The organism is Polyangium sorediatum (assembly GCF_029946465.1).
GTDB classification, from domain to species: Bacteria; Myxococcota_A; Polyangia; order Polyangiales; family Polyangiaceae; genus Polyangium; species Polyangium fumosum.
On sequence record NZ_JARZHI010000002.1, the window covers coordinates 266,924 to 280,682 of the forward strand.

Consider the following 13,759-nt stretch of genomic DNA (forward strand, 5'->3'; position numbering starts at 1 on the left):
CCGCTCGTCAGCTAAGGAGCCGCCCGCCCCGCGTGAACCGTCGGGGCGGGCGGTGGCCCTTGTCTCAGCGGTGCGGGCCGCCTCGACGAGCGGGCGCGAGGTCGGCGTGACGGCAGCGCCGGAGCGCGTACTCCATGCCGCTCTGGAGCGTGCCCATCGTGACGAACGATTTCAGATCGACGTCGAGCGCGATGAGCGTCTGCGCGATCCGCGGCGCGATGCCCGTGAGCACCGTCTCGGAGCCGAGCAGGCGGAGCGCGGCGGCCACGTTCACCAGCATGCCCGCGACCTGCGTGTCGACGTGCTTCACGCCCGTGACGTCGAGGATCACGACCCGGGCCCCGAGGCGCTGGGCGCCGTCGAGCGCCACGCTGAGCACCTGCTCGACGCGCTCGGTATCCATCGTGCCGATGAGCGGCATCACCACGATGTCGTTCGTGATCGGCAAGAGCGGCGTCGAGAGCTCCGCCAGGCGCTGGCGTTGCCCCGCGATGACCTGCTCGTGTAGTGCCGCGCGCTCCTGCTCGATCTCGCGGCGCTGGCCGAGCTCCATTTCGAGCGCTTGGTTCATGTCGAAGAGGCTGTCGTTGACCCGGCGCAGCTCCTCCGTCCGGTGCGCGACCTCCATCTCCAGCCGCTCGTTCGCGCGCTTGACCTGCTCGTTCGCGACGTGCGCGTTCTCGATGAGGCGCGCGATCTCGATCGCGATGGCCGCCTGCGAGGAGAGGAGCGCGAGCAGCTCGACACGCGCGACGTCGAAGACGCCGGCCGTCATGCGGTTCTCGAGGTAGAGCGCGCCGCTCAGCCGGCCCTGGTGGAGGAGCGGGAGGCAGAGGATCGATTTCGGGGCGAACTCCTGGATGTACGGGTCGTCCGAGAACCGCGAGGCCTTGCGCGGGTTGTCGAGGACCACCGGGTCGAGCGTGCGCGTGACGTAGTGGATGACGCTCTTCGCGCACGCCTGCACGTCTTCGAGCGGCTGGCCGTGCCCCACGTCGAGCGTGCTGCCGGAAGGCCGGAACGTCGCCTCGACGAGGAGCTCTCCGTCCCGCGCGAGGATGAGCAAACCTTGGTCGGCGCCCGCGTTGTCCAGCACGAGCTTCGCGAGCCGATCGACGACCTTGGGCAGGTCGATCTCGCTCGCGATCTCCTGGGCGGCCCGGACGACGAGCGCGGCGTCGCGGAGGCTGCCGAGGCTGGTTTGTCCGAGGAGGGTGCGGGTCGCGAGCGATGCGCTCGAACTGGCCGTCGTGGAAGACCCGCGTGTGCGCGAGACCTCGCGGAGCGAAGGCCAGATGTGCGTGGCCTCGTTCTCCAGCGCCACGACCTTCGGCGCCGCGCCCCAGTGCGCGTAGGCACGGTAAGCGTTTTTCATGTAGCCGCCGCCCGCGGTCGGCGCGCCGATGCTGAGGTAGAACTTGGCGCAGAGCTCGCCGGCCAGCGCCTCGAAATGCGGGGCCTTGTTCTCCTGGCAGAGCGTGATCGCCCGTTCGTAGAGGCGGATCGCGCCCTCCAGGTCCCCTTCCGTGCGCGCGGCCTCGGCGTTCACGAGGGCTTCGAGGTGCGCGAAGCTCTTCGGGGACCAGGCGGCGAGCTGCGTGATCTCCGCGCGGCATTTGTGCAGGATCTCCGCCCGTCGTTCGGCCTCCTCGTGCGCCTCGGCGCGAGGCAGGCCGAGGAGCACGAGGGCGCGGAGGCAGGGGTGGACCTTCGAGGCGAGGTTTCCGCCGGCAAACCCGAGGCTACGCTCGGCGGCCTCGGACCACGTCCAGGCATCCTCGTACTGGCCGTGGATCAGGCAGACGAGCGTCTTCAGGATCGCGTGGTGGATCTTTGCGTTGCCGAAATGCTCGTCATCGAGGCGTGAGACGAACTCTTTTTCGTGGAACGTCTCGTCGTCGAGCGACGTCCGATCCCGCGTCTTGCCCGCGAGGCACGCGACGGTCTGCCTTACGACCGTCATGGTGGCCAGGTTCGCCGGCATGCGCGTGCGTCGGACGATGGCGAGGTGCTTCTCGGCTTCCTCGACGAGCTCTTCGATGAGATTGCCCGCGAATACGTTCCCCATCGTCTCGAGGAAACACGCGGTGCCGATCATGTAGTATTCGCCGGTCTCCAGGCCCTTCTGCCGCGCGACGGCCCAGTTCTCGTTGGCCTTTCGCATCGGGTGCTGCATGTGGGCGCAGCTCCCCCAGGGGATGTGGAGCCGCGAGAGCTGCATCGCGCTCGGGCATTTCTTGTTGATGTCCTCGGCGAGCTTGCAGAACTCCATCCCCTCGTTCACGCGGCCGAACATCCCCGCGAGCACGTAGCCGACGCACGCATAGGGGAACGGGCACAGCTCGGTGTGGCCATGCACGAGGCCCACGTTCACGGCCCGGAAGTTGATGACGGAGAACACAATGGGGTTGAGGTGGTGGGCGCTGTCCGAGATGGCGTCGAGGATCGAGAGGACCGATCGGACCACCGGATCCGAAGCCTCCGGCGCATCGGCGAGGTCGAGGATGCAGCGCCCGCGCAGGTTCGTGGTGAGCTGCTCGAGTTCGGACATCATCACCGCGGGCGAACCGAGCTCCTCCATCGACAAGGGATGCCCGAGGAACGCGAGCGTCTCGCTGCCTGTCTGCACCGCCTCGACGAAGCGCCCGTGCGAGACGTTGTTGTAGATGCGTTGCCTCTGGACCGTCGCCCGCTCGACGTCCGTCTTCGCGCGGCGCAAGAGTTCGAGGAAGAGCGCCTCGGCCCCCGCGGCATCGCCGCTCAGGTACGCATTCTGGCCGCCTTCGATGTAGAGCGAGAAGCAGAGGTCGTAATGCTCGTCCCAGTCGGTCACGTCGAGCAAGTCGATGCCCGCGCGCGTGTAAATGGCCCCTGCGTGATAGGCCGTCGCGGCTTTCGCCCTTTGTCCGGCGCGGAGGTTGATCTCCGCGAGGTCGAGCCGCTCGGCCCGATCGGTGATGGCCGCGGCGCCGAGGTTCAAATGGTGGACGAGGTCGAGCAGCTCGTCGTCGCGCGGCCGCTCGCCCGAGCGCTTCCGGAGCAGGCGGCCAATGGAGAGGTGGAGCTGCTTTCGTTGCTCCGGCTCGACGAGCGTATAGGCGGCCGAGAGGACGCGGTCGTGGACGAACTGGTACCGGACGTTGAAGAGCGACGCCGAGAGTTCGCGCGCGCCGCCCCCGAGCCCGGCTTCGAGATACCTGTAATCACCGTCGAGCGACACGACGAGCCCCGCGCGGAGCGCCTCCCACAGCGCGGCGGAGACCTCGGTCGCCGGTTTTTCGGCGATCGTCGCGAGCGAGCCAAAATCGAAGGAATGGCCGATGCACGCCGCGCGCTCGAGCACGTGCTGCGTCTCCGGCGAGAGGCGGCGGAGGACGCCGACCATCAAGTCGACCACGTTGTCGGTCACGTTCGCGGCGCGGATGGCCGTGTCGTCCCATTGCCACGCGCCGCCCTCCGGATCGAAGCGGAGCAGGCCCCGCTCGTACAAGGCGACCATGAACTGGTGCGCGAAGAACGGGTTGCCCTGCGTTTTCTCGTAGACGAGGTCCGCGAGCGTCTGGACCTCCTCGGGCTTGCTCGTCAGCGTGTCGGCGACGAGGCTCCCGACCATGTCGCGATCGAGGGGCGCGAGGTGGATCCTCGCCGGCGAAAATCCCGAGCTCGCGAGTTCGTCGAGCAGGGTCGAGAGCGGGTGGCCGGGAGAAACCTCGTTGTCGCGATACGCGCCAATGATGAGCAAATGCCGGCTGAACGCGTCCGTGAGGAGCAGGTGCAGGAGCCGCTGCGAGGCGGGATCCATCCACTGGAGATCGTCGAGGAAGATCACGAGGGGGTGCGCCTCGCTCGCGAACACGTGCAGGAAATTTTGGAGCGTGAGCTCGAAGCGGTTTTTCGCCTGATCGGGCGGCAGGTCGGAGACCTTGGGCTGCGCGCCGAGGACGAGCTCAAGCTCGGGGACGAGCTCGACGAGGAGACCACCATTGCCGCCGAGGGAGGTGAGCAGGTCGTTTTTGTACGCCGCGAGCGTCTCCGGCGGCTCCGTCAGGATTTGCTGCACGAGCTCGCGGAGCGCCTGTACGACGGGCGCGAGCGGGACGTCGCGCGAGATCTGGTCGAACTTGCCGGCGGCGAAAAAGCCGCCTCCGTGCCGCGCGATGATCTTGTGGATCTCGTGGACAAGCGCCGATTTGCCGACGCCGGAGTAGCCGGCGACGAGGCAAAGCTCCGGGCCGCGCGCGCGGGCGCGGCCGAAGGCCTGGAGGAGCGCCTCGATGTCATGGTCGCGGCCGTAGAGCCGCTGCGCGCGGCGGAGCTCGGGCGCCTTGTCGTGTTGCCGGAGGGGGAAGGGCGTGATGGTGCCGGAGGCTTTCCATTGCCGCAGGCATTCGGAGAGATCTGCCCGGACCCCGGCGTCGCTCTGGTATCGCTCCTCCGGCGTCTTTGCGAGCAGCGTCATCACGAGGTCGGAGAGCGGCGGGGGCACCGCGGGGACGACCTCGTGCGGCGGCACCGGGGGGCGCGTGAGGTGGCTCTGGACGATCTCCGCGAGCTCGCGCTGCGGGAATGGCACCGAGCCCGTCAGCATCTCGTAGAGGATCACGCCGAGCGAGTAGAGGTCGGTCCTGGAATCGACGGCCCGGTTCATGCGCCCCGTCTGCTCGGGGGCCATGTAGAGCAGCGTCCCTTCGAGCGAGCGCGGCCCCGTGGGCGCGTGGAGCTCGCGGGAGATGCGCGCGGAAATGCCGAAATCGATGAGGTGCGCGGTCCAGGTCGACGCCTCGATCAAGACATTCCGTGGGGTCAAGTCCTTGTGGAGGATCCCCTTCCGGTGGACCGCGGCGAGCGCATTCGTGATCGATAGCGCGATCGTGAGCGCAGTCTCGATATCGAGCTTGCGGCTCTCCAGGATCTCGCGCAGGGTCGGATGGCCGATGTCGGCCATGATCAGGACGACGCCGCGGCCGTGCTCTTCGAGCGCGAGCGCCTCGGGCGCGCACTCCACGCCGAGCTCGCGCAGGATCGTGAACTCGCGCCGCAGGCGGCCGACCTCCCGGACGGTGGGATATTCGTTTTTCGTCTGCTTGAGGACGACCCGGGCGCCGTCGGCGATCCTCGCCCCGCGGAACACCAGCGTCTCGGCCCCTTCGTAGATGGGGGTCAGCGCGGTGAAACCCTCGAAGGAGACCCCCTGGACGTCATCGGCTGCACGATGGATGGGCTCGGCGGACATGACAGCTCCCTGGACATGTCCCCCCGCAAGAGCACGAGGCTATCCGGTGCCGCGGTCTGTAACAAGGCTTTGTGCTCTCATCGCATCGTTTTTCTGGCGTTGTGTTCTCGTCATTGGGTCGACGCTGGATCCTGGGAGGTACGCTGCGTGGTTGGAGCGGTGTATTTTGTGCTACAACGGTTCCACGCGGCGGTGCTGCATTCACTCGTAGCCGTCGCGGATTCCGTCGTCGTCGCGATCGATGCCGATTCGTTCGCCGGAGCCAGGGGGGACGGCGGTGAAGGTGAGCTCGGTGTGGAGGAGGTTCGCGACGAGCACGAGCATGGCCCGCGAGAGCGGGCCGAACGACGGCTGGCTCGAGACGAACTGGCTCGCGCCGACATACAAGAAGCCGATCTCTTCGAGCCCGAATCGCATCTTCGCCACGACGTCGCACTCGCCCTCGTCCGCCCGCGCGAGGAAGAGGTCGAGGCGCCCGCTCGCAGCGGCGCCGTTGTGGCTCGTCCACGTGACCTGCTGGCCGACGATCGGCGCGAGGTTGGAATCAAACGCGAGGAGGAATTGCTCGACCTGGCGGCGCTTGATATCGCCGTCGCCGCCGGGACGATCGTCGAACCCGTTCGGGCTGAAGCCGCTCAGGAGGTCGAACCCGGGCGAGTGCATGAAGCGGAAGATCGTGTCCTCGGCGCCGTCGTTGAGGAAGCCGAACCCGCGGACCTGATCGCCCGTGAGCTCGTTGTGCCCCGGGAGAATCGACGGCACCGCGGGCATGCCGAACATCCCGACCTTTTGATAGAGGTTCCTGAGGTGCGGGACCTTCATCGGCTGCGGGACCTCGTTGAGGACGTACCGCCCGTCCGTGCCGAAGAAACCCGGAAATGGCTCGCCGAACGCGGCGTTCGCGTCGGGGGCGAGCTGGTGGCAGTCCTCGCAGGCGAGGATGGCGGCGTCGGGCGTGAAGAAATGGTCGCGTCCGGCTTGTTGATCCGGCGTGAGCGAGTTGTCGAGGTGCCGGATCGGGTTCGGCGGATACATGATCTGGAGCACGAAATCCGTGAATGCCTCCATGTCGTCGGGCGGAATGGGCTGGGTGCGCCCGAGCAGGCCGACGAATCCGCCTTGGAACGTCGCGAAGGCCCCGCGCTCGTCGAAGGTGCCGTCGTTCGGCTGGGCGCTCGGCTCGGCGTTGCCCATGGTGCGGTCGCCGCGCCAGTGCATCGGGCCGTGGTTCGCCATTCCGCGCAGGCTTTGCGTGGTCATGGGGCCCTTGAGGGCGTCGAGGTTGTCGAACGTTTCGAAAAACTCCGGCAGCGCGAGGGCGACCGGCCCCGGCATGGGGATCGTGGTCTCGTCCGGATTGCCGAGGTCCCAGGCGAGGCTGTCGAAATCGCCGAAGACGTGGCAGCTCGCGCAGGACGACTCGCCGTTGCTGGAGCTGAACCGGGCGTCGTAGAGGTACGGGCGGCCTTCGGTGATGCTCGGGGGCTCGGGGTTGTACATCGGGACGCGCGCGAGCACGGCTTTCGTCGTGGGGTTCACGACCGCGATCTTGTTGTCGAAGCGCGTGAGCACATAGAGGCGATTGCGGGCCTCGTCGAGCACGAGGCCCGTGGGTCCCACGGGCTCGCCGCCGTCGTCGAGGACGATGTGGTTCGATGCGCTCGGGACGAAGGTGTCGTTTTCGAGCTGCGCCGTGTCGAAGATGCCGATCTTGCTCGATCCGAGCGCCGCGATGTAGAGCTTTTGGCCGTTTTGCGTGATGGCCATTCCGACCGGGGTCGCGAGGCTCTTCGCGTTCGTGGCGTTCGGGAGCGGCGCGACGGGGGCGTTGTAATCGATGTGCTTGTTGAGGTGCCGCGAGCTCACGGTGCCATTTTTGAGGATCGAGATCCGGGACTCGTGGAGGTGGCCGCGCACGGTCGAGCCGGCGAACGTCCCCGGGCCCTCGAACCGCTGGAGGTTGTTCGCCTCGGTATTCGTGACGTAGACCTTTCCGTTCGCCGGGTTGACGATCATGTTGAAGAGGATCGTGCCGACGCCGGAATACACGCCCGACGAGCCCGGGAGCTTTACCGGCGGGTTCGCCGCGGCGTCGATGACGAAGACATCCTTGTCGGGGAGCGTGAAGTTGACGACCCCGTCCCAGGTGTCCCCGTCGTAGTCGACCCAATGCTGTCCGTCGAATTTGACGATGAGCGCGGTGGGCGGCTGCTTCACGCCGTCCGAATCGACCCTCGGCGCCGGCAGGCCGCCGAGCTGCGCCACGAGGTCCCGATGAAGGGACGTCGTTCGATTGCCGGTATGGAATCCGGCGGCGTACACGCGCGACCCGTCCGGGCTCACGGCGAGCGCGCGCGGCGTGTCCGTGAACAGCGTGAGGATGTTGAGCGGAGTGCCTCCGAGCGTGTTCGGGCCGAGATTCGCCGCGTCGAAGACCCATACGTCGGCCCGGCCGATACCAGGGGTCGTGAGCTGGGGGTCGAAAGGAACGTTCTGACCACGGTGGGCCGTCGTGATGAACGCGCGGTTCTTGCCGGGTCCGCCAAAGACGATGTCGCGCGGCTCGTCGCCGACGAGCAACGTACGTACGACGCGCGGCGCAAGGCCGGGCTTCACGTCGACGACGCTGATGCTATCGGAGAGGTGATTGACGACCCACACCTCGTCATTGTTCCGCGCCGCGACCGCGACGGGCTCGAGGCCCACCGTGACGGAGCCGAGATGGATGAGGCCGAGGGTCGTGACGTGAAAAATCTCCAGGCGGTTGTCGGGGGTGTTGACGGCATAGAGCCGGCTCCCATCCGGAGAAAGCGCGAGGGGTCGTACCTGACCACTCTCGAAGAGCGCAAAAGAGGAGGCCTCGGCCGCTGCCGGCGCCGCGAGCGTCGCGAGCGCAGCCGCAAAACCGAGGGTCGCCACGACGCGGCGACGCAAAATCGAGATGCGCGCCTCGCTCTCCTGTGAAGGGGAATGCCGTTCGCCCGGAGGGAGCTTCGTGGACATGGGGCCTCTTTCTCGATGGGGCGATCCAACCGAGATCGTCCCATCGGCACAAAAGGAGGTATTACGTTCGCCAGTTGCGATCGTGCGATCCGGGCATGAGCAAATGCCGAGCCCAAGTGTATCCTACATAAATGGGTTCGCCTTTCAAGAGCAATGTGAGTCAATTGCATGATGACGAATTTTCGACGCGCGTACGCCATCTCCGAGGCGAACCGAGGGATTCGCCTGGAGGGGGTGGGGGGATTCTGCTTCTGCTGAACTCGGGTCCGTGGGACCGCGAGGGGGCTCAGGTGATGTCGATAAGAAGGAGGGAGGGGAGGGCCGTCCGGCGGCCCTGCGTCATTTGACGCAGTCGCAGCAAAGGTCGTCGGCCACGCCGGAGAGCGCTTTGTCGAGGCCCGCGGCGTCGCTCGCCTGGAGGTAGAGGACGTCCCCGTTCGGGTCCTTGGCGACGAAACCGCCCGGTCCCTCCTGGCAGCCCGCCGGGAACCCTTTGGCCGTCTGCCCCGCGCAGGCCATGTCGTTGAGGAACGCGGCGCCGACGCCGCCCGGCTGAATGGCGCCCTCCGCGGAGAAGCCGACCACGAATGTGCGGATCCCCGAAGCCGCGAGCTGCTGTACGATGGGCAGTGGGTTCGGATCGGGGCAAGACTGGTCCCAGTCCGCGCCGTCGGTCACGAGGACGACGTATTGGTCGCGGCCAGGCGTGACGCTCTTGAGGAGGTGGTCCGTCGCCGTGAAGAGGGCCTGGCCCGTGGGCGTGCTGATGCAGAGGCGGGTGGTGGCCGGATCGAGGTATTGCTGGATGGCGGCGCCGCTGCCGAGGGCCGGGGGCACGACGATCTCGCCGTTCTCGCAGAATGGGTTCGTCGCCTGCTTGGTGTCCGTGACCCGCTCCGCGAGCGTGATACACGTGTTTCCGCCAGGGTCTCTCGGCCAGAGCTCGAGGCCGTACCGCGCGTGCGCGTCGCGGGGCGGGGCCACCATCTTCTCGATCGCGGTGACCGCCTGGTGCCACTTGCTGCTCGCGTAATCGGGGCCATCCGCGGGCGTCTCGCCGTTCGGGGTTTTGTGCATGGTGAGCGTGCGGTCGAGGGCGATGAGGATTTCGGGGGGATCACACGTGTCGCCGCAATTGCAGCAGAGCTTGCCGCCGATTGACTTGAGCGCGAGGGCGAGCTCCGCCGCGTTGCCGGCCTTGAGGTAGAGCGGCGCGCCCGTGGGATCGGTGGACGTGTAGTTGCCATTGCCGTCGTCGGTGCAGGAGGCCGGGAACCCCTTCGCGGTGCCGCCGGCGCAGGCCATGTTGTTGAGGAACTCGGCGCCGACGCCGCCGGGCTGGATGTCGCCGGTCGCGGAGAAGCCGACGATGTACGTCTTGATGCCCTTCTTCATGAGGGCCTGTGCGATGGGCAAGGGATTGGGCTCGGGGCAGGATTGGTCCCAGTCCGCGCCGTCGGTCACGAGCACGACGTATTGCTCGCGCCCGGGGACGGCGATTCCCTGGAGGTGCTGCTCGGCCGTCAGCAGGGCATTGCCGGTGGGCGTGCTCGTGCAGAGCGTGGTGGTGGCCGGATCGAGGAGGGCTTGAATGGCCGTGCCCTGATCGAGGCCCGGGGTGATCAGGACCTCGCCCTCCTGGCAGGCCGGGTTCGTCGCCTGCTTCGTATTGAGCACGCGCTCGGCGAGGGTGATGCAGGCGCCGCCGCCCGGGTCCTTGGGCCAGAGCTCGACGCCGAACCGAATGCCCTTGTCGAGGGGCGGCGCGACGAGCTGCTCGACGGCCGTGATCGCCTGGAACCATTTCGAGCTCTTGTAATCGGGCCCGTCGCTCGGGGTTCCGCCCTCCGGGGTCTTGTGCATCGTGAGGGTCCTGTCGAGGACGACGAGGACGTCGGGCGGGTCGCAGACGTCGGGCCCGCCGCCGGAGCCGCCGACGGAGACGAACCCGCCGGTCCCGGGGTCGGCGCCCGTGCCGCCGGAGCCGCCCGTGCCGCCCGAGGCGGTGGCGTTCGAGGAGGCGGAGGAGCTGCCGCCATTGCCGCTGCACGACGCGGCGAGGGAAACGGCGAGGAGAGGGAGCGCGAGGGAGCCAAGGAGGATGCGGGAGATCATGGCAAAGGGTACCTCGGGCCGTGGCGGCCCGACTACCCCTCCTTTTTTTCGCGGGGCCTCTTGACCCTCACGTCGCGTGAGGGCCTAGAGTCCCGTTCGTGGCTGCTGGAGAGCGCAAGGACAAGGGCGCGAAGAAGCGCGCGTGGAAGGTGGGAGAGCTGGCGAAGGCCACGGGGACGTCCATCCGGACGCTCCACTGGTACGACGAGATTGGGCTCCTCTCGCCGTCCGACCATTCTCGGGCGGGGTATCGGCTTTACGGGGAGGGGGACGTGGCCCGGCTGCAGCAGATCTTATCGCTGCGGCAGCTCGGCATGTCGCTCGACGAGATTCGGGCCCTGCTCGCGCGGTCCGACGTCTCGCCGCTTTCCATCGTCCACATGCACATCACGCGTTTGCAAGAACAAATGGAGCTCACCCGGAAGCTCCTCGGCCGCCTGGAGGCGCTCGCCGCCTGGTTCGCCAAGAGCGAGCGCGTATCGGCCGACGAACTTTTGAAGACCATCGAGGTGATGAACATGATCGAGAACTACTACACGAAGGAGCAGCTCGCGGAGCTCGAGGCGCGGCGGCAGGCGTTCGGCGAGGAGGCGATGCAGGCCGTGCAGGCGGAATGGCCGGCGCTGATCGCGAAGGTTCGCGCGGAAATGGAGAAGGGCACGCCGCCGGAGGATCCGGCCGTGCAGGCGCTCGCCGGGCGCTGGATGGAGCTCGTCGAGATGTTCACCGGGGGAAACCCGGAGATTCGCCGGTCGCTCGAAACCATGTACAAGAACGAGCCCGGCCTCGCGGCGCAGCAGGGCCACGACCCGGCGCTCTACGATTACGTGCGCCGGGCGCAGGCCGCGCGAAAGGGGGGCACGAGCGCCTGATGAAAAATAGCTTGTCCCGGCCGCACGACCTGCCGTACCCTGGCGCCCCCTCGCGGGGTGAAGCATGGACGAGAATGGGTTTTACGAGCTCTTTCTGGGGGCCTGGCTCTTTGTCGGGCTCGTCGCGGCCGGGGCCTTCGTGGGGGATCGGCTCATCTCGTACGAGGCCGCGGCCAAGCTGAGCTCGTATGCGCGGCAGGCACGGGGCCGCGGGTGGTTCACGACGTCGAGGCTGCTCCTCGCGGCGTCGAGCGGCCGTCTGCCCGCGGCCTACGTGCAGGCCGAGATCGCGATGGCGCTCTATTACGAGGGCCGGGTGGAGGAGGCTTGCCGTGCGATCGACGACATCCCCGTATTCGAGGAGCCGAGCGGCGAGTTCGCCCTCTATGTCGTGAACCTGCTCGTCTGCGTGGATGTCGCCGCGGGGTATTACAAGCGGGCGCTTTCGCGTCGCGCGGCGTGGTCGCTCGCGCAGAACGACGCCATTTTATGCATCAACGAGGCCGAGGCGCTGGCGAACCTCGGCCGCTGGGAGGCGTCGCTCGCGCATACACGGCGGGCCCTCGACACCGGCGACGCGCTCGCCCGCACGGGAGCAGCGCTGCACGGGACGTGGGTCCTCGCCTCGCAGGAGCGCGCCGAGGAGGCGCGCGCCCTGTTCGAACTCGCGTGTGAGAATGATCTCCCCGACGATTTCCGGAGCGAATACCATTTCGCCGAGGCCTTCGTGCGCCTCGCCGAGGGGGACCCTGCGGCTGCGCGGCGCGCGGTTCTCCGCGGGGATGCGGTCGCACAACGCGCGTCGTCGCGGCGCAATGCGCTCTTTTTGCTCGGCCGGATCGCGGCGCGCGAGGGCCGCTTCGAAGAGGCGCTCGCGCGGTTCGAGGAAGGCGCGCGGCATGTTTTCCGCGGACAGGGAGGGGATGGCCTGCTCGCGTGGGGCGATACGCTCGCGTCGCTCGGGCGGGCCGAGCGGGCGGCCGAAGTATGGCGGCTCGTGACCGAGCGGGATCCCGAGTCGTATACGGCGGCGCTCGCGCGGGAGCGCCTCGGCTAGGCTATTTCGTTTTTCCAGGGACCGATCAACGGGGCTTGCCGAGGTGGAGCCCCGGCAGCCCGTCGAGGCTCGTCATGTTTTTCTTTTCCATATACTGCCGCATCCCCTCGGCCCCTTTGGTTTCTCCCCAATCCGCGAGCTGCGTACGTTCCCCGACGAACTCGTACAGGGGCACGCCATAGCCGCACGACGTCGCGATCCGCGTCGCCTCGATGCGCAGGAGCGCCCGTTCGTTCACGCGCGGCGGGCCGAAGGGCTCGCGCAGGGCGGCGAAGTGCGGGTCGTCCGGCTCGAAGGCCTCGGCGCGGCCGTGAATCCGCAGAATGCGCGGTGGGCCCTCGAAGGCACAAAAGAGCAGCACGATACGCCCGTTCTCGCGGGCGTGGGCGATCGTCTCGACGCCGCTCCCCGCGAAATCCAGGTACCCGAGCGTGCGCGGGCCGAACACGCGCAGGGTATCGTAGCCCTTGGGCGAGAGGTTCACGTGGCCGTCGCCGGTGAGCGGCGCCGTGGCGACGAAAAACACGTGTTGCCGCTGGATGAACTCGATGAGCTCGTCATCGAGGCTGTCATAGAGTTTTCCCACGGCGGACGAGGGTAGCAGACTCCGCGCGCTCCATGGTACGTAACGGCCATGGATCCCTCCGAAATCTGGCTTCGGCGCTGGCACGACGTTCGCCCCGGGGCCACGTCGCGCGCGTTCCTTCGCGGAAAACCCTCGACCTACGAATGGCTCGCCGACCACGCGCGGCCGGGCGATCGCGTGCTCGATCTCGCGTGCGGCGACGGCGCGTTGCTCTCGCTGCTTCGATCCTACGGCATCCAGAGCGCCGTGGGGATCGATATGAGCGAAGGCGAGCTCGCGGCGGCGCGCGCGCGTCTCGGGCAGGAGGCGATTCTCGTCCAGGGGCGAGCGCAGGCACTTCCATTCGAGGACTCTTCGTTCGACCTCGTCACGTGCCACCTCGCGCTCATGTTGATGCGCCCCGTGGAGGAGGTCCTCGCCGAGGTGCGGCGCGTCTTGCGGCCCGGCGGGACCTTCGCGGCCGTGGTGGGCGGCCGCATCGCGGCGCCGACCGAGGACGCGTGGACGATGCTCGTGCGTCGCCTCCGCGAAGAGCCCTTCGAGGGGCCGTCGATCGGTGACCCTCGGACCTACGGCGAAGAGGGGCTCCGGGAGCTGCTCCAGCCTTTCGTGAACGTGCGGATCGAGCCCATCCACGTCGATCTGTCGGGCACGCCTGACGAGGTCCTCGCCCTGTTCCGGGAGACGTACGACGTCACTCGAATGGTACCCGCCCGCGTGTCGGTCCTCGAAGAGGCCTTGCGCGCAGATTGGCAGGCCCTCCTGCGGCCGGACGGAATGCTGCCCTGCTCGATGGGGGTGCGGCGCATCACGGCCGCGACGGAGGCCTTTCGATAACGGGATCCTTGCGCCCGCGTGAATACGCGGGCAGGCTCCTGCAACGCACGGATCAT

General features: G+C 67.7%; 7 protein-coding genes. 3 read left to right on the top strand and 4 right to left on the bottom strand.

The genetic code is table 11. The features are described 5' to 3' along the window. Positions 1 to 64 precede the first annotated feature (64 nt). From QHF89_RS03280 to QHF89_RS03290, 3 genes are all read right to left on the bottom strand, one after another. A complete protein-coding gene (locus QHF89_RS03280) occupies positions 65 to 5,233 on the bottom strand; it encodes an AAA family ATPase (protein WP_136966099.1) in 5,169 nt (1,722 codons plus the stop codon). A gap of 201 nt (positions 5,234 to 5,434) precedes the next feature. Beyond that, positions 5,435 to 8,236: a hypothetical protein gene (locus QHF89_RS03285; protein WP_136966098.1), complete on the bottom strand. Its 2,802-nt coding sequence runs from the start codon at positions 8,234 to 8,236 to the stop codon at positions 5,435 to 5,437. A 339-nt stretch (positions 8,237 to 8,575) separates the two neighbouring features. Next, positions 8,576 to 10,351: a vWA domain-containing protein gene (locus QHF89_RS03290; protein WP_284719992.1), complete on the bottom strand. Its 1,776-nt coding sequence runs from the start codon at positions 10,349 to 10,351 to the stop codon at positions 8,576 to 8,578. A 98-nt stretch (positions 10,352 to 10,449) separates the two neighbouring features. On the opposite strand from QHF89_RS03290, the gene QHF89_RS03295 reads away from it, so the two are divergent. Then, entirely contained in the window at positions 10,450 to 11,223 is a 774-nt protein-coding gene (locus tag QHF89_RS03295) for a MerR family transcriptional regulator (protein WP_136966096.1), read from the top strand. A 64-nt stretch (positions 11,224 to 11,287) separates the two neighbouring features. Next, a complete protein-coding gene (locus QHF89_RS03300) occupies positions 11,288 to 12,280 on the top strand; it encodes a tetratricopeptide repeat protein (RefSeq protein WP_136966095.1) in 993 nt (330 codons plus the stop codon). Between the two features lie 25 nt (positions 12,281 to 12,305). On the opposite strand, the gene QHF89_RS03305 is transcribed toward QHF89_RS03300, so the two are convergent. Next, the gene (locus QHF89_RS03305) at positions 12,306 to 12,866 is read right to left on the bottom strand and encodes a pyridoxamine 5'-phosphate oxidase family protein (RefSeq protein WP_136966094.1); all 561 of its coding nucleotides are present in this window, start codon (positions 12,864 to 12,866) and stop codon (positions 12,306 to 12,308) included. A 48-nt stretch (positions 12,867 to 12,914) separates the two neighbouring features. Between QHF89_RS03305 and QHF89_RS03310 the strand changes: the two genes are divergently transcribed. Then, the gene (locus tag QHF89_RS03310; RefSeq protein ID WP_136966093.1) at positions 12,915 to 13,703 is read left to right on the top strand and encodes a class I SAM-dependent methyltransferase; all 789 of its coding nucleotides are present in this window, start codon (positions 12,915 to 12,917) and stop codon (positions 13,701 to 13,703) included. Positions 13,704 to 13,759 lie beyond the last annotated feature (56 nt).